Genomic DNA, 17,284 nt, shown 5'->3' with positions numbered 1-17,284 from the left:
GTCACGCCCTCCGCGCTTGCAGCACCGAGGCGTAGTTGGCCACCGCCATCCCGCCCATGTTGAACAGCAAGCCGAACTCGGCATTCGGCGCTGCCAGGCCAATCGGATTGCCCGTCAGTTGAGCAAACGCCAAGGCGTGCATCGACACCCCCGTCGCCCCCACTGGATGCCCCTTGGCTTTGAGGCCGCCAGAGAGGTTCACCGGCAACGTGCCGCCGTGCTGAACAATACCCTCCTCCAACGCCCGATGGCCCTGACCGTGCGGTGCCAGGCCCATGGCTTCATAGATGAGTAATTCGGCGATGGTGAAACAGTCGTGTACCTCAGCAAAATCCAGATCGGCGAGGGTCACCTGCGCCTTGTCCAAGGCGCAGCGAATCGCCCGCTGCGGCCCTTCAAAGGCCAACACGTTACGCTGCGACAACGGCAGAAAGTCATTGACCTGAACCATGCTGCGTATCGCCACCGCACGGCGGAACTGCTTGGCGCGCTTGGCCGACGCCAAGACAATCGCCGCCGCGCCATCGGTGACCAGCGAACAATCGGTCAAGCGCAGCGGCTGGGCGATGCAGGGATTGCTGTCGGACACCGTATTGCAGTGATCAAAACTCATTGCCTTGTGCATCTGCGCCAAGGGGTTGGCCATGGCATTGGCGTGATTCTTCGCGGCAATGGCGGCCATGGCCGCCAGCGGGCTCTGAAACAGCTGCTCGTACTGTGCCGCTGCCAATCCGAACAATTGTGGAAAGCTCAACCCTGCTTCTTCCACATCATGCTGATAGCCCGCTCCGGCCAGGGCCTGGGTCACTTGCGCAGTGGTATTGGAGGTCATCTTCTCCGCCCCCACCACCAGTACCAGGTCTGCGCTGCCAGACAGAATCGCATTGATCCCCGCCTGAATCGCTGCCGCGCCAGAGGCACAAGCATTCTCGCAGCGGGTAGCCGGTTTGAAGCGTAATTCCGGATCGGCCTGCAACATCAACGAAGCCGCAAACCCGTCAGGCACCAGCCCTGAATTGAAATGGCCGAGAAACAGCGCATCGACCTCCGACGCCGCCACCTCAGCATCCGTCAGGGCGGCACGGGTGACGTCGACAATCAGGTCTTCCAGGGTAGCGTCGCCAAGGCGGCCAAAGCGCGAATGCGCGGCGGCGACGATGCTGACAGAATCGGTAGCCATGGTTTTTATCCTTCTGGTTGAACAGGCGTTCCTTACAATGGCCCCAACCCCGAAGCCCTCGCTATTCGTGCAACTACGTATAGGGATGAGTAGCCCGACTGATGGATACTGCGAGGCAACACATCATCAGCACGCGGGAGGCCTGCGCCATGACCGACCCAGCCCGACAACTGCAAGACCTTGAACGCCTGGCCTTCCAGGTATCGCCTGCACCGCAAGTGATCACCGGCAACCGGCGCATGCTCGACCTCAACGAAGCCTTCCAGAGCCTGTTCGGCTACCAGCGCGACGACCTGCTGGGCGAACTGATCCTCAAGCTCTATCCCTCAAAGGCGGACTACCACGCCATTGGCGAACGCAGCCTGAGCTGGCTGCGCCATGCCAAGAATGGTGCGTATTCGGATGAGCGCTTTATGCAGCACCGCAGCGGCGAAGTGTTCTGGACGCGGGCCAACGGCTACACCCTGACCCCGGAAGATCCCTTTCAGTTGATGGTGTGGCACTTCGAACGCATGGACCGGGTATTTCGACCCACGGTCAACCTCACGCCCAGGGAACGGGAAATCTCTGCGCATATCGTCAACGGCCTGACCTGCAAGGAGATCGGGCGCAAGCTGGCTATATCGCACCGCACGGTGGAGGTGCACCGAGCGCGGTTGATGAAGAAGTTGCAGGCAAAGAACAGTGCGGAGTTGGTGTCGAAGATCATCGTATTGAACTGACGACGCCTGGCGGTTTCGGGGCTGTAGCAGCGGGAACTTCAGGTCACTGGCCTAGTCTATAAAGCGCCCAAACCACCCCCAGCCGAACAGCGTTTCAGCCGAGTCCCCCTGATGCCCACCAAGAGTCTTCTGCCAGGTCTTATCCTGGCGTTCTGCGCAGCCGCATCGCTAGGCTCGGTTGCAGCCGAACGCAGAACCTCCGCGCACAGCAACAACGCCTCTACCACCCTGATTGAAACCGCCTCGCAGCAGTATGCCGATGGCCAGTTGGACCAGGCTGCTGCCACGCTGGAGCGTGCGCTGCATATTCAGCCGAACAATCCTGCAACGCTGCATTACCTGGGTGTGCTGCGCCTTCAGCAGGGCGAGTACCAGCAGGCCGAAACGCTGGCGATGCGCTCCAACCTGCGAGTTGGGCGCAACATCCAGCTACGCAACCGCAACATGCAACTGATACAGGCGGCGCAGCGGGCCCAGGCTTCGGCAACCGCGCCCCATGCCGAGCCCAAACATCAGACTCCGCTCGGCGCCTATCTGGTGGGGGGTTGAGTCGCTGCAACTAGTTAACCGCTAGGCATCACACTCGACGTAGCTCGATTACCAGGTCCAGGGTTTCCACCAGTTCGGTGTCGCCCCACCGCCGGGTACTGCACCGGTATCGCCAAGTTGCATGTTGATCTCGTGAATCTCGTGCGAAAGCCCCGTAATCATTGAGGCCGCCGCACGCCCACACTTCTTGTACAGCGCAATTGCCTCCTTCATCTGCGCGCGAGCGTTCTCCAATCGGGCAACTCTCTTGAGCACCATGCCGTACACGCTCAGGCAGTCGGCAAACGCCCGGATGTCTGCCTTTCTGACGCTTCTGAAGGTTGCGACACCACGCGCCAGATAGGTCTCTGCCTCCTCATAGCGCTCTTGCTTGAAGTAGACCGAGCCGAGCAGGTAGCACGAATGAGCGATGCGCTGATCGTTGCTGGCAAATGCCGATTCACGCAAATACAACACTTGCACAAACAGCTGCTCGGCCTCCTCCAGGCGGTTCTGTTCTTCACGCAAAGCCGCCAGGCCATTGAACACGATGGCGCGGTCAGCCGTGTCTATCTCACTCAGGTCTTTGGCGATGTCCAGGGCTTCCAGGAAGCACTGTTCCGCCATCAAGAACTGACCACAGTTTTTATATTCCACGGCCAGATTGTTCAGGTACATCACCAGACCGCAGCGTGTAGCCGAGTCTCTGGCCATGAGCCGACGGTGTGCCAGCTCAGCCTTAAGGTGCTGTTGGTCCAACCTGAACGTAAGGCACTGGTTGAACATCTCCTGGGCGCTACTGGCGTCCCCGGTCGCGGAAGGAAAGTGTCGACTGCGCTCAACGGCATTGCCCAGCACCTCTTGCGCTTCAACCAGCATGCCTTGCTTGAGCAACAATTGCCCCAGGTTGCACTCCAGGGTGTAGAGCTGTTGATGGTCATCGGGCGCCGTATCAAGAAAGATTGCGTACGCTGTCTGGTAGGCCTCAATGGCATCCTTGACCTTGTCCAGGCCCGCGCACACGTTCCCATGAGTTACGAGTGCATGGATGCGGGTCGGATGCCAGCTGGGTAGCGAGTTTCCAGCAGCCTCCAGCGCTTTGGCAGCGAATGCGCGAGCTCGGATGTAGTCCTGTTTATCACAGTAGGTGTCCGCCAGAACGACTGTCAGGGTAATGAAGTCGATGTCGAACGCGTCGAAAACCTTGGCCGCCATTTTGAAACCATCGAGCAGCATTGCTTCTGCCGCGTCGAGTTTCCCCAGGTCCCTGTAGGTCAAACCGAGGTTGCTGAGTATCTGTACCAGGTCTCGATTGCCGTGCGGATAAGCCGCCAACTGGATCTTGTAAGCTTTGCTCCCGAGGCTCGCCGCCTCGGCAAGATCACCTTGCTGATAGCGGGCAAGCGCGATGACCGCCAACACCTTGCCGACTTCTGGGTGGTCCTTGCCGAACGCGGCTTCAAACTGGGCCAACACCTGCCGTTCAAGGCGTTCCGCCTTTTGCGGACGTCGACTGGCAATGTACATCGCGGCCAGGTTGGCGTTGTTACGCGCCTGCAGCGTGAGGTTGTTGTTAAAGCGGCCGGCAATCAATTCGGCAACAAATGCGCACCAGGCTTCGCACAGCGCGTTGTACGAAAGGTCGATGAACTGGTGGGTAATCTGGTTGCAAACCGCCAGATCCTCGACCGCCAGCGGAAACCAGAGCGGCGAGCTGGTTTTCCAGGCGGCGGTGATATTCGCTATCGCCTGAGCAGGCTCTGGCTGTTGAGCACCGAGCGTGGCGAAAGCTTGCATCAAGGTTGCCGGGGCAGACTGGTAGCAGGCCACGACGCAAAGCGGCTTTTGCAGATCCCAACGCAGCGTGTCCAAGGCCACGGCGTCGTCAGAATCCAGGGCAAGCAGCTCACAGGCTTGGAAAATGCGCTCGGCGATCACCAGCGGGGTGAAGCTGCCCAGCGCATTACTCAGCGACGGATGCTGGCCATTGCTCGCCCACCCCACGATGTGAATGATCTCCTGGCGAATAAGGATTTCATCTGCACCCTGCATGACGGCAGACTGCAGCGACGAATGCATCAGTTGCTCACGCCCCTCATAGCGCACCAGGTAAGGACGCAAAACCGAGAGCACGCGACTCATGAGCAGCTGCGGGGCGCGCTTCTGCCCGCTATCGCCTTCGGGCTCATCGTTGTCGCTTGCCAGCAGCAAGGCAAGTTGGCGCTCGGAAAGCCCCGCCCGCGAAGCGCACAGGTATTGTGCCGCCTGGGTCACGATCTGCGGATGGTTTGCCGTGCTCAGGTCAAGGTCCCACGCGGTGAGCATCGAGCGGAACAGGCTTCCAACATCCGCATGACTCAGCAACCCCTGAATATCTTTCTCAAGCGTTTCATGGGCCGAACGAATGCGCATTTGTTCAAGGACAACCCGCATGTACACCGGCAAGGTCATTGCTGGCGCCTGGATCAGCTGGTTGACCAGCGCATCCGGTAAACGCTTACGGTAGTTGAGGGTGTAGGTATCGATCATTGTGCGCAGAAGCGCAGCATCCGCGCGCTCAAGCCCATAGCGCCAGACCGCTTCCTCGCCTGCATCCAGGCTCGGTGTCGCCGACAGAATGACGATGACCTGTCCAGGCAAGGACAGCTTCTGGAACTGCCGCAGCGCCTGGCTTGGGTTATCGAATCGCTCGACACCATCCAAGAGCAGAATAAGCGGCTTGCCTTGCGCTGTGGCGACGCTTCGCGACAGCAACTGGACCAGTGCCTGCCACTTTTCGTTTCCAGAAGGCACTTGCGTCAATGCTTGCTCTGGCGTTACGCGGCCTTCAAGCAACACCTGAATGTCGTCAAGCCACTGATCGATTCCCCGCTTACCATCGGCACCGATGTGAAAGTCGAGGACTCTGGCGCCTGCAAGCACTGACTGGCGCGGCAGGTTGCGTGCCAGATAAGCCATCAAGGCGCTTTTACCTGCTCCCGGCTCACCGATAATCAACGCAGGTCGTTTTTCTTTGCCGCTCAGCCGGCTATGGCAATAGCCCAATACCGCCTCGCAAGACCCTGCTGGCGGCACATAGAATTTCAGGCGCGTGCTGGCAAAGTTCTCATGCGGGAGGCGCAGCAAAGCCAGGGCACCCTGCTGTTCCGGGTAGCGGCGCTCCAGCTCCTGCAGCAACTGAGCCTTTACCGACTCACCAAAGACTTCAACCGACGCGTAATTATCGATTTCGATGACGCCTGAGGCGCGAAGCTTGTGCTTGAGCACCTCAAGTTTGCCGTGGCCTGGGTCATAAAAATCGGTGGACTGCGCGCCGCCTGACTGACTGTACAGCTCACTGGTCAGCGCTTTGCTACGTAAATAGAACAATGCTTCGGCACGGCCCTGCTGATGCCCCTCAAGCGCGTAATCAAACTCAAGCTCAGTCACGCTGATGTTCTTGTCCAGCGCCGTCTGGATCTTGCCGACGTACTCACTGAGCTCCTTACCCTGCAGGTAGTCATTGAGCATCGCCTGGTCTGGAACCCAGCCGTAGCGCTCGCCCAGAAAACCGATAAAGAACGGCGGGAATTCACGGCAGCGGTCGATCTCTTTCAGACAGACTGCGACGGTTGTGCCTTTTTCAGCTTCCTGCTCGGTGATGCCCCAGCGCAGATCAATTTCAGTGAACCCCACCCCTCGGCTTTCACACGCCTCACGCACTTCGGGAAATACCCGTGTCAGCAGGTAGTGTCGCTCGGCCTGCATATCCTTGAATGTTGAGGAAAGGAAGACCCTGATTTCCCTGACTGTGCTGCTGTCATTTTGCATGAAGACGTCCGTGAGCGAGCTCGAAGCCGATAATGGCCAATCAATATCAAGTAACATTTAAAGCTGAATTGGAGCTGCCACGCAATAATCGGAAAGTTTTTCATAATAATGTCCATCTACGCCTCCTAATCCTTATCTCACCTCGATATGCTGGCGCTCTTTGAGTAAAGGCACATTGATGTCATGTCGAGTTTAGGCAGTAGCCCCAGTGCGCCGGATGCTCTCCAGTTGATGAGTGAATCCACAGGTATGAGCCAACCCCTTTCCATTGTCATTGGTGTCAGCGGGCATCGCGACGTTCTCACCCAGGACGCTGCGCGGATTGAACGTCAGTTCCGTGAGCTGATTGCGTCATTGCGCCGGCAGTACCCCGACCTGGCCCTGCGGGTGATCACCGGGCTTGCCGAAGGGGCCGATCAACTGATCGCCAGAACTGCCCTGGCGCTGCGAAAGGAAGGCTTGCCGGTTGAGCCGGTAACGGTGTATCCGATGCCGCTGGCGCACTACCGCGAAGACTTCCACGGCGCAGCGCTGGAGGCGTTCGATGCGCTCCACGCAGAGCTGGAGGCGCTCGGCCTGCCGGTACTGGAACTGCCGCAAGTGAGTGAGCGCCAGCAGGCCTACTGCAACCTGGGTGACTACCTGCTTAACAAGTCCGACATCCTGGTGGTGATCTGGGATGGCAACCTTTCAGCCAATCGCGGTGCGCAGCCCAAGCCTGGCGGCACTGAGCACCTCACCTTGCAGGCACTGCAACCGCTGGCACTGTTGGCGCGCACACGAGACACCGCCAGCCAGCTGCGCAACGACATCAGCCGCTACCTGCACGATGTCGACACCGTGCCGGTTTACCGCATCAGCGCCAATCGTCAATCTGCCAGTGCCATCGATCAAAACTGCGGCTACATCCTCAGTGCCGGCGCTGAAGGTGTCAGCGTCAGCGACAAACCGCCGGCCAACACCCTGGAACATCTGCGCGAGTTGAACCGCTCAAGCCAAGCCCTTGCCCACACCAGCAAGAGCCAAGGCCATTGGCCGAGCGGCGACCAGCCGTTCTACAGCCAGCGCTCTGCCGACCTGAAATCGATAGGCGAACTGTTCCAGCGTTTCGACGGCCTGGCCAACGCCATGCAACTCAAGACCGACCGCACCCACCGTACCGTGGCCGGGCTGACCCTGCTGTTGACCAGCGTGTTCCTGTTCTACGCAAAGATCCTCCCTGTCGCCCTGGTGCTGGCGGGCTATGTCTGCCTGTTTGTGCTGTCATTCCTCTGGTACCTGCGGGCCAAGCCCAACCGGACCAAATTCCGCTACGCCTTTTACCGCGCGGTTTCCGAGTCGTTACGTATCGAATTCTTCTGGCAAGCGCTGGGCCTGGTCGATCCGCAAGGCAACGCTTCGCTGGCGCAACGGCTACCGGCCCAAGGCCAGGACAAACGCCGCACCATCGTCTCCCTGATCAGGCAGGCGTCGCTGGGTGGCAACCACACCAGCGTGCTTCCCGTAGAGCGCAGCAAAGTGCTTAACGACTGGATTGCCGCCCAGCGCGCGTACTACCACAAAGCCCGCCATCGCCTGCACCTCAAGCACGAGAAAATCGAACGCGTAGTCAAGGCGACCATCTGCATTCCAGTGATCCTCTGTGTATTGCTGCTGTCCTTCTATTCCTTCTTCAAGCACACCACCTTGCCTGGGCTGGAGCTGGCCTGGAAAGACCTGATTGTGTTTGCAATCGGCTGGATTCCGGTGATCGGCGCGGTGCTGGAGCTGCACGCCAACAACACCTCCATCAAGGAACTGCACGCGCAGTACCAATCGACCGAGCGCTACCTTGAGCGCGTCGAAGCGCTGGTGGCGAGCCCGCAAGCCGAGGGCATGGGCCCAGCCGTGTTCGAAGTGGTCGGTGTTGAACTGTCCCGTGAGCACATGAGCTGGTTGGCCACCACCGAACGCAAGGCCATTGTTCCCGCCCACGGCGGTTGAGCGCCAATCAACGACACAAAAGGAAGCCTGTAGTGAATTCAGTCCTTCAGGGCATGGTCCGAAGCGAGGGCAAAAAGCGCCTGCTGACCATCGACGGCGGTGGCATACGCGGCGTGATCGCGGTAGAGATACTGGCCGAGATCGAACGCTTGCTGCGCGTGAGTACCGGCAACCCGCAGTTGCGCCTGTCCGACTGGTTTCACTTCGTCTCCGGCTGCAGCACCGGCGCCATTCTGGCAGCCGGATTGTCGCTGGGCATGGAGGTCGATGAACTACGTGACCTGTACAACACCTCCGGCCAGCGCATGTTCAAACGTGCGGGCTGGTGGCAACGCATGGGTTTTCATCGCTATGTTCACGGCGAGCTCGAGCGCCTGATGAAGGAGCGCTTCGGCGAACACACCACCCTGGGCTCCGAGCAACTGAAAACCCTGCTGATGGTGGTACTGAAAAACGCCACCACAGACTCACCCTGGCTGCTCACCAACAACCCCTATGCCCAGTACAACCAGCCGGGGCCAGGTTGCAACCTGGACCTGCCACTGTGGCGTATTGTGCGCGCCAGCACCGCGGCACCCACCTTTTTTGCCCCGGAAACCATCCATTTTCCGGGGTTGAAAAAACCGTTCGTGTTTATCGACGGCGGCCTTACCCCCTACAACAACCCGGCGTTCATCTCCTACCTCAGTGCCACGCTGCCGGCCTATCGCATGGGCTGGAAAACCGGTGAAGACGACATGCTGCTGGTGTCGGTGGGCACAGGCCTGCATCCGGCCTCGGCACCGGAACTGACCCCCAGACAGATGAACCTGCTCTACACCGCAACCTCGACACCTGCCGGCCTGATGCTGGCGTCGGCAAACCAGCAAGACATGCTTTGCCGTGCCTTTGGTAAATGCGTCGCGGGTGACCCGCTGGACAGTGAACTGGGCGACATGATCGGCCTGCAGCACAGTGCGCCGCTGTTCACCTATGCGCGTTACAACGTCGACCTGACCAGCCAGGGTCTGGCCTCAATAGGCTGCGAAGAACTGATTGGCCGCAACCTGCACCGCCTCGACGCCACCGACCTGATCCACGACATGCAGACCGTGGGCCGGGCCGTGGCGAAAAGCAGAGTCCGCCTGGAACATTTCGAGCGCTTCATCGAGCAAGTACCTGCGCATCAGCGGCAGGTAGTTGCTTGACTGAGTAGACGCAAACAACCCAAAAGCGCCCTGCAATTGCGTCCTGTCAGCCGCATCGCGGGGCAAGCTCGTGCCTACAATGTATCCCCACCGACAACGTTGTACCCCACCATGAACAAGGCCCGTTCAAGGTCCAGCAACCTGACAGATTGCCCCTGCGCACGAAGTGTCGAAGCCACCTGACGCAAGATCCGATTGCTGATGCGCACCAGATTCGCCCATTCCAACACCTGCTTGGGTGTGTATCCCAACTTGGAAAAACGCAGGCGGCCCAACGAAGGATTACGCGTGTCGGCCGGATCATCACGCTTACCGCCCCAGCAAAAGGCGAGATCATCTGGCACCGACTGCTTACCGTCTGCCAGCAACCAGCGCCGGGCCAGCAGCCCCAACGCGGCCCCTACGCGTCCGTCATAAATGATGATGTTGAGTGGATCAGCAGCCGCATATACCTTGGTCATCGTCGAGTTCATCAGCAAACGCTCGTCATCGAACGCCTCCAGCGATTTGCTACAACTCGGTTGAAGCAATTCGACCGCCAGCAGAATCGACTCACACAACGTCGCGCTGGCCACCTGTGCGTTAATCCAGGCGCGCGCGCCACCGTCCTTGCCCAACGCCACATTGCCCCAAGCGAACAATGCTTCGCAGGCCTGTTGCGCAGCGCGACAATCATTGGCCGCCAGCGCGACGCGCAGACGCGCTGCGATGCTGGCGAAATCATCAGGTGCCGGCTTTTCATACCAGGAGTAATGCGCGGCTGCCTGAGGCAAGGTATTGCACCACCACTCACCACGATGCCCGCGTTTTTTCCAGGTGTTCCAAGCACGGTGATCGGTAATCGCATAGCGGTGAACAAACGAATCCGCCTCACCCGCCCACAGCACCGCCAGGTGATCGGCGAAGGCGTGTTGGATAGGTGTCAAAAGGGATGCACCGGCATCGACCTTCACCGCCTCTTCAAGACCAGGACCGGCCACAGGCACAGCTGTCTGGTTCACCAACCAAACGCGGGAAGGCTTATCCGCATTGATCTCCACCACCCCGAGCTGTTGCAGAATCGGCAGCACATACGTGATGTTGCGAACCCCATATTTCCCCGACGGCAGCAGACGCGAGGCCAAGCACAGCGGGCCGGCCTTCTCGGGCGCATCGGCGGCGGCAATCTCACAGGGATTGCCAGCGTGATGGCCATGTGTGAGCAGATAGCCCAGAGCTGCTTCAAAGGCCATTCGGGGAAGCACCACCTTGGTTTTCGCCGACTTGCCGGTGCGAACTACAACACGATCGGCCGTCACCTCGCCGACCTCAAACGGTGAATTACGCGCTGGCGTACCCAGCGGCCCCACCCCCTGCATGTGCGGCCATAGCGAGGCGACTGTTTGCGCGGCCATCTGATTCATCGTGTGTTCAAACCTTGGGTATCAAATCGTGGCACGGATAATGGCAAATAGATGGCAATCTTCAAAGCCAGCAGTGTGAAATAGCGCCACTCGTCGCATTTGAAATTCCGTCACAAAAACCCACCAATCTCTGGCTTGGCTATTGCACAATGCGGCTCCAGCGGCCCGGAAAAGACATAATTCTGACGCGGCAGCGGCCAACACTAACGCTTGAGCACGCCCAACGAATGGCCTGCTCAGTTATCGGAGATGTACCGTGTCAACGCTCAATGAAATCGCAATGAACCACGCGAGAATGGTCAAACGGCTGGCGGAGGAATCGATCGTACTGGAACAGCGGCAGCCCCTGGTCGTGGGCGGTTTCGAGGTTACCTCCATTGACACGCCACACCCCCTGCCGCTGCCCTTCATCATTGATGCTCAAGACAGAAGCATGGACTTGGTTGCTGTAGCGGTCTGATCGCCAGACTGCACACCTGCTTCAACACGGGGCCGGCTTTCACTGCCAGAAAACCGGTCCAGCCTTATGCTGATGCTGGCAGGCCATGCACCAGATCTTCGACGGCTGTTCGGCATTACTCGCGTTATGTCGTAAAATGGCCGGTTGCCGAAAGAACCGTCATGGCCATAGCCATGAAGGGCTTTCATTCTTTCCAAATAACTGTGGTGAAGATGAACAAGCCTTTCATTTCGCTGTGCCCGGAAATTACTCGGGCACACGCACTGACACTGATGGATTGGTTGGAAGATGAGCGCGTTACCTGCTATCTGAGCGATTCGCGTCATGTCTCCCGCTCCATCGAGCAAGTCATTGATCGAACTCAATTGCCGATCCTGACCCATTTATTCAACCGGGGTGGCCGATTCTTCATGGCCTACGACCGGCATGATGCCCCGGTGGGCTTTGTCCGTCTGATCAAGACCGGCTCCAATTGCGAGATAGTTCTGGTTATCGGAGACAGCGACAAATGGGGCCGAAACCTTGGCGCCCGCACGATCCGCGAAGGCATGAAACTGGCCTTCCTCGACATGCGGGCCGAGAAGCTCATCGCCAAGATCCACCCGGACAACACGCGCTCGCTGAAAGTTTTTCTGCGCAGCGGTTTTCTGCTTGAGAGCGAAACGCCGACATTGAAGTCATTTTCCATGACGGCGGGGCGCTATCTCCAGTGCTTGCGTGAAGGTGCCATTGGCGACTCCACTGAGATCTACATCACTGAAATCGACAAGGCCAGGCTCGAGAGCCTGATCGCGCTCGAGGAAGGCCCGACCGTTGTTGAACTCGAACATGAGCTTGAGCGAGCCATTGTCGTCACGCCGCAGCAGGTGGCGCGCAATGTTGTCACGATGAACTCCAGGGCCTTGCTGCAGTTGGACGACGAAGAGATCGAAGTGGCCCTGGTCTACCCTGAAGACGCGGACAGCAGCGCCGGGAAGTATTCCGTGTGTTCCGACATCGGCGCCGCCATCCTGGGCTATCAGGAGGGGGACGCCATCGACTGGCGAGTATCTGACCGGACCCGCCGGATCGGGATCAGGAAAGTGCTTTACCAGCCGGAGGCCGCGGGCGATTTCCACCTGTAATTGCGCCTTTAGCTAAGTGTTCGACCATCAGGCGCGAAAATCCCCCAAGGCTTTCCGTGCCTGATGCGGGCCCTCTGCCACAGGCTGCGCCGTTCACCGCCTATGATCGGGCTGAAGCGGACGACTGGCCCCCGACTCAACGACCATGGCATGGGCCACATCCTCAACCAACGCCTTGGCCATCCCCACCAGATAATGCGCTGCCCACGCCGACGTACCGTCCTGCTCAAGGCCGGCTTGCAACGTCAGGTGGTGCGCACAGCCCATCATGATCGAAACCTGCTCCAGCACAAACGCCGCACCGTGCCCAGGTTGGACCCGAAACAACCGCTCAGCGCCTGCCCCGCCCTCGCCTTCAGCGAAGGTGCCGACGCCTAGCGTTTTGAGACTCGACCGCGAATCCTCATCCATCCCAACCTCCCTAGCCCTCAATGCAACTACAGGGCGACGCCAATACCTGTAGGAGCGGGTGTTGCCCGCGATCGAGCGCAAAGCGCTCGCCTATGCCAGACCAGCCACCCTCGCTCGACCACGGGAAACCCCGCTGTTACAGCCGCCAGATCAATGCCGCAACTGAACCTTACTCAACGCCACTTCAACCAAAGCGCGGGCGTTGTCGATTTCATGCATGGTGGACAAGGTCAGGATCTGGCCCGGAGAGCTGGAATGAAGCAGGACCGTCTGCTGTGCCACGGTCATGGCGCAGACCAGGTATTCGGAGATTTGGACGAGGATGTCTTCGAGGGATTGGTTGGGGCTGAGGGGTGGGTCTGGGACGATTTTTAGCATTGGTATTGCTCCGTTTGGATGGAGCTACCACGCCCATGCTGTCAAACAAAGGGTGGCAGCTGTACGCAGGTTGACAGACCGGTAAACGAAGAAACCCGGCGCACACGAAGGTGCCCCACGCACAGCCGCCATTACGCAGTTGCACTGATGGTTTCATTTGTTGCGGCCTGTCAAAGCCGGTCGTTGAATTGGCAACGACCTGCCGAGACTAGAGCGCTAATGGCACCATCGCAATGGCTTAAAGGCGGGGGGAGTATGATTCGGAAATGGACTACAGGGAATCGGGAAATTCTGAGAATTTGCATGCCACGGATTGCAAATCCGTCGGCAACCGGGAGCGAAAGCGTATTGCGGTGCACGGAAGTTGGTATGAGTTCCTGTGCTGAAGGAAAGCGAATAACCCGATGTAGGACCTGCCCTTCAGTTTTGTAGGATCTCGCGCTATCTTCGCTGGCGATATGCCACGATTTTAAGGACGCGAGATGCAATTTTTCTGGGTAAACCTGGGTACGACTCACAAGGAAGCGAGAGAAGGCAAATTTCTCTGGGCCCCGCTAAGCTCGCGTTCACAAACAGGCAAGGAACAAACCCGCCGTCACTGGGACAACGTCGGAAAGGTCAAAGTTGGAGACTTGATCTTCTGCTACCACGACAACTACCTACGGGCCATTGCTACGGCCGAACGAGATGCCTATCAAGCAGAGCGCCCCCGCTACCCGCTCGTTCAACGAGTGGAGTAACCAAGGGAACCGCGTTGATATTGCGCTCACCGACCTCAAGCGACCGTTACGCAGCGACAACATTGCACCAACCTATCAAGCGCAATTTGATGTCAACACTGAGCCGACCCTATTCAACAGCAAAGGTAGTGTGAATCAAATCTACATGGCACACCTGCCTGCTGATGCAGCACTGTACTTGTTGGAGCAGGCCGAAGTTATTGCTGACTACGAAGACCAGCTCATTGATGCTGGATCGCCAGGAAAAGCCCCTACCGTTACGACACGAGAAGCGCTCGTAAAGGCTCGAGTTGGCCAAGGCGCATTTCGAACGGGATTGCTCAAACGCTGGGAGAAAAAGGGTGCGTTGACCGGGCTAAAAAATCCCAATCTGTTAGTAGCCTCGCACATTCAGGCTTGGGCCTTAGCCGACAACCACGCCCGTTTGGATACAGACAATGGATTGCTGCTGGCCACCCACATTGATCGACTCTTCGACTGCGGGTTGATTCATTTGGTGAGAATGGGCAACTGCTGATCAGCGACGACTTGGCAGCGGAGGAACACAAAATCCTCGGGCTGGACCAATACGCATCGATTCCTACCTTGAGTGAAGGCAATCGACGCTATCTTGAGAAGCACCGGAAGCGATTTAGCTTTTCATAGGGGGCATTTTTCAGTTCGGGTAAACTCCCGCTTTTAGCTTTCACCTTTCTGACTTACGCGGCTCCATTGGCCCGAAATCTGAATCAACTGACAAGGCAAACGATATGGCACGGATGTGGATGGTTCGCGGCGAAGGGGGAAGCTTGTACGAAGCTTTTCGCGAGAGAGAAGTTGCGGCCATCGGATGGGTCCAATTAGCCCCCCATGCCAAGCCAGGTATTGGACGCAAACAATTGATGTCCTTGTATCAGTCGATCGAACCTCAAATGAAACAAGGCACCATTGTTTCAGGCGCCTCTCAGGTTTGGCGTTTCGTGAACGAAATCCAGAGTGGTGATTGGGTCATAACCTACTCTCCTGCTAACCGCCTCTACCTGGTCGGCACAATCACTGGGATGGCAGAGCACCACCCAGAGTGGGCAGAACAAGGCATGGCGCTGGTTCGAAAAGTACAATGGCAACGGCTTGAACTGTCACGCGAGAAACTGGGTGTAACCACCAAAAACAGCTTGGGGTCTACCCTGACCGTTTTCGAAGTGCCAGCCCGAGCTGCAGCAGAAGTCTTGGCAGCATTAAAAGGTGGCCCAGCTCCAGAGCCCGATGACGTCACCGATGAAGCTATTGCCGACCCACTCGCTGATATCGAATCTCAAGCAGTGGAGCGCATCAAAGACCGGGTGAGCGAGATTGATTGGGACGAAATGCAGCATCTCGTTGCGGGAATTCTACGTGCGATGGGTTACAAAACTCAGGTTTCACCACCAGGCTCGGACCGTGGGAAAGACATCGTTGCTTCACCGGACGGATTTGGGTTTGAGAACCCTCGTATTGTTGTCGAGGTGAAACACCGCAAGGGGCAGATGGGTAGCCAGGATATTCGTAGCTTCCTCGGTGGCCGTCATAAAGACGATCGTGGCCTGTACGTCAGTACGGGTGGTTTCAGTAAGGATGCACTTTACGAAGCGGACCGCGCTTCTATTCCGTTATCGCTGTGGACGCTGGATCATGTAGTTAGAGCGTTGATTGAGCACTACGATGCTACGGATGCTGAGTCCAAGAGGATTGTACCTTTGAAGAGGCTTTATTGGCCTGCTTAATCCCTGTGCGAAAAGAGTTGTTTGTAGACCCCGAAATACTGAACAAAGGCGAGACGGGGGTTCAAATCCCCTCGGCTCCACCAAATGATCAATCAAAGACGTCCACGGACGTCTTTTTTTGTGCCTGGAAGCCAGTTAAATCAAGGGTTTACTGCTCTTTTGAGGGCCACAACGGTTTTTTGAGTTCCAGCCTCCCCGGTATTCCCGGTGGTATTCCAGCCTACCTGGGGCTAATCTCGGGAATACCAAAAGGTGTCATGGAGCTCTCCCATGTGCGCTCAAACAGCTCGCCTCTCCGACCGCCAGCTCAAGGCGGTCAAGCCCAAAGACAAGGACTACGTCCTCACGGATGGCGACGGCCTCCAGCTCCGAGTCCGGGTCAACCGCTCGATGCAGTGGAATTTCAACTACAGGCATCCGGTCACTAAAAATAGAATCAACATGGCGCTCGGCTCCTACCCTGAGGTCTCTCTGGCGCAAGCTCGGCGAAAAGCGGTTGAGGCTAGGGAAGTACTTGCGCAGGGGATCGACCCAAAAGCTCAGCGCAATGATCTCGCGCAGGCCAAGCTAGCCGAGACGGAACATACGTTCGAGAAAGTAGCTACCGCCTGGTTCGAGCTGAAACAGGACTCGGTCACGCCGGCCTATGCCGAGGACATCTGGCGCTCACTCACGCTGCACGTGTTCCCAAGCATGAAATCGACTCCGATCTCGGAAGTCAGCGCACCGATGGTGATAAAGATCCTTCGTCCTATCGAAGCCAAAGGCCGCTTGGAAACGGTGAAGCGGCTTAGCCAGCGCCTCAACGAGATCATGACCTACGGGGTCAATTCGGGAATGATTTTCGCGAACCCGCTCAGCGGGATTCGGGCGGTATTCAAGAAACCGAAGAAAGAAAATATGGCGGCGCTACCACCCGAGGAGCTTCCTGAGCTCATGCTGGAAATAGCGAATGCCAGTATCAAGCGCACGACCCGCTGCCTGATCGAGTGGCAGTTGCACACGATGACTCGCCCCGCCGAGGCGGCAACTACTCGCTGGGTAGACATCGACTTTGAAAGGCGAGTCTGGACTATCCCACCGGAGCGGATGAAGAAGCGCCGCCCACACAGCATCCCGTTGAGCGATCAAGCCATGTCATTGCTGGAGATACTGAAGTCTCACAGTGGTCATCGGGAATACGTCTTCCCGGCAGACCGAAACCCTCGTACTCACGCCAATAGCCAGACCGCCAACATGGCGTTGAAACGCATGGGCTTCCAGGACCGCTTGGTCAGCCACGGCATGCGCTCGATGGCCAGCACCATATTGAATGAACATGGGTGGGACCCGGAGCTCATCGAAGTGGCGCTGGCGCACGTCGACAAGGATGAGGTGCGCAGTGCCTACAACCGAGCCGACTACATCGAGCGACGGCGGCCGATGATGGCTTGGTGGAGCGAGTACATTCTGAAGGCGTCGACGGGTAATCTATCGGCCAGCGCGATGAATGTGGCTAGGGATCGGAACGTAATACCCATCCGATAGGGCGCGGCTACAACGGCGACACTGGCGACAGACCGCGTGCCATCTACATCCTTGCCGTCTGAGCGGATGGCGACAGTCGCCAACTCGCC

The 17,284-nt window shown here is 58.1% G+C and carries 13 protein-coding genes and 1 pseudogene; 9 read left to right on the top strand and 5 right to left on the bottom strand.

The features are described from left to right. Position 1: 1 nt before the first annotated feature. On the bottom strand, positions 2–1,180 hold the full coding sequence (locus tag CX511_RS10080; RefSeq protein WP_101292882.1) for a thiolase domain-containing protein: 1,179 nt from the start codon (positions 1,178–1,180) through the stop codon (positions 2–4). A 149-nt stretch (positions 1,181–1,329) separates the two neighbouring features. Here CX511_RS10080 and CX511_RS10075 point away from each other — a divergent pair, with 149 nt between their 5' ends. Continuing rightward, entirely contained in the window at positions 1,330–1,902 is a 573-nt protein-coding gene (locus CX511_RS10075; RefSeq protein WP_101292881.1) for a LuxR C-terminal-related transcriptional regulator, read from the top strand. A 111-nt stretch (positions 1,903–2,013) separates the two neighbouring features. Then, positions 2,014–2,406 (top strand): annotated as a pseudogene (locus CX511_RS10070) (tetratricopeptide repeat protein); the annotation flags it as partial. Positions 2,407–2,499: 93 nt separating this feature from the next. Here the strand turns inward: CX511_RS10070 and CX511_RS10065 are convergent. After that, positions 2,500–6,240, bottom strand: a complete 3,741-nt coding sequence (locus CX511_RS10065) for a tetratricopeptide repeat protein (protein WP_158240003.1) — start codon at positions 6,238–6,240, stop codon at positions 2,500–2,502. A gap of 249 nt (positions 6,241–6,489) precedes the next feature. On the opposite strand from CX511_RS10065, the gene CX511_RS10060 reads away from it, so the two are divergent. Together CX511_RS10060 and CX511_RS10055 are read left to right on the top strand one after the other, a co-directional pair. Further along, positions 6,490–8,223 (top strand): hypothetical protein, encoded by a 1,734-nt coding sequence (locus tag CX511_RS10060; RefSeq protein ID WP_101292879.1) that lies wholly within the window; start codon positions 6,490–6,492, stop codon positions 8,221–8,223. A gap of 32 nt (positions 8,224–8,255) precedes the next feature. Then, positions 8,256–9,410, top strand: coding sequence for a patatin-like phospholipase family protein (locus tag CX511_RS10055; RefSeq protein WP_143527740.1), 1,155 nt, complete (start codon positions 8,256–8,258; stop codon positions 9,408–9,410). Positions 9,411–9,484: 74 nt separating this feature from the next. On the opposite strand, the gene CX511_RS10050 is transcribed toward CX511_RS10055, so the two are convergent. Next, positions 9,485–10,804, bottom strand: coding sequence for a hypothetical protein (locus tag CX511_RS10050; RefSeq protein ID WP_143527738.1), 1,320 nt, complete (start codon positions 10,802–10,804; stop codon positions 9,485–9,487). Between the two features lie 265 nt (positions 10,805–11,069). Here CX511_RS10050 and CX511_RS10045 point away from each other — a divergent pair, with 265 nt between their 5' ends. Continuing rightward, positions 11,070–11,273 (top strand): hypothetical protein, encoded by a 204-nt coding sequence (locus tag CX511_RS10045; RefSeq protein ID WP_101292877.1) that lies wholly within the window; start codon positions 11,070–11,072, stop codon positions 11,271–11,273. Positions 11,274–11,434: 161 nt separating this feature from the next. Continuing rightward, complete coding sequence (locus CX511_RS10040) at positions 11,435–12,397, top strand: bifunctional GNAT family N-acetyltransferase/nucleoside diphosphate kinase regulator (protein WP_045184170.1); 963 nt, start codon at positions 11,435–11,437, stop codon at positions 12,395–12,397. A gap of 93 nt (positions 12,398–12,490) precedes the next feature. On the opposite strand, the gene CX511_RS10035 is transcribed toward CX511_RS10040, so the two are convergent. Together CX511_RS10035 and CX511_RS10030 are read right to left on the bottom strand one after the other, a co-directional pair. After that, entirely contained in the window at positions 12,491–12,808 is a 318-nt protein-coding gene (locus tag CX511_RS10035) for a DUF3077 domain-containing protein (protein ID WP_101292876.1), read from the bottom strand. Positions 12,809–12,958: 150 nt separating this feature from the next. Further along, positions 12,959–13,186, bottom strand: coding sequence for a hypothetical protein (locus tag CX511_RS10030; protein ID WP_101292875.1), 228 nt, complete (start codon positions 13,184–13,186; stop codon positions 12,959–12,961). Between the two features lie 687 nt (positions 13,187–13,873). Here CX511_RS10030 and CX511_RS10025 point away from each other — a divergent pair. The 3 genes from CX511_RS10025 (at position 13,874) to CX511_RS10015 (ending at position 17,195) form a co-directional block, all read left to right on the top strand. Next, positions 13,874–14,443, top strand: a complete 570-nt coding sequence (locus CX511_RS10025; protein ID WP_101292874.1) for an HNH endonuclease — start codon at positions 13,874–13,876, stop codon at positions 14,441–14,443. 232 nt (positions 14,444–14,675) lie between these two features. After that, positions 14,676–15,668, top strand: coding sequence for a restriction endonuclease (locus tag CX511_RS10020; RefSeq protein ID WP_101292873.1), 993 nt, complete (start codon positions 14,676–14,678; stop codon positions 15,666–15,668). Between the two features lie 270 nt (positions 15,669–15,938). After that, on the top strand, positions 15,939–17,195 hold the full coding sequence (locus CX511_RS10015) for an integrase domain-containing protein (RefSeq protein ID WP_101292872.1): 1,257 nt from the start codon (positions 15,939–15,941) through the stop codon (positions 17,193–17,195). Positions 17,196–17,284 lie beyond the last annotated feature (89 nt).

The sequence above is a fragment of the Pseudomonas sp. S06B 330 genome (assembly GCF_002845275.2).
Classification (GTDB): domain Bacteria; phylum Pseudomonadota; class Gammaproteobacteria; order Pseudomonadales; family Pseudomonadaceae; genus Aquipseudomonas.
The sequence above is the reverse complement of the archived record's forward strand: the minus strand, read 5'-3'. Positions and strand labels throughout refer to the sequence as shown.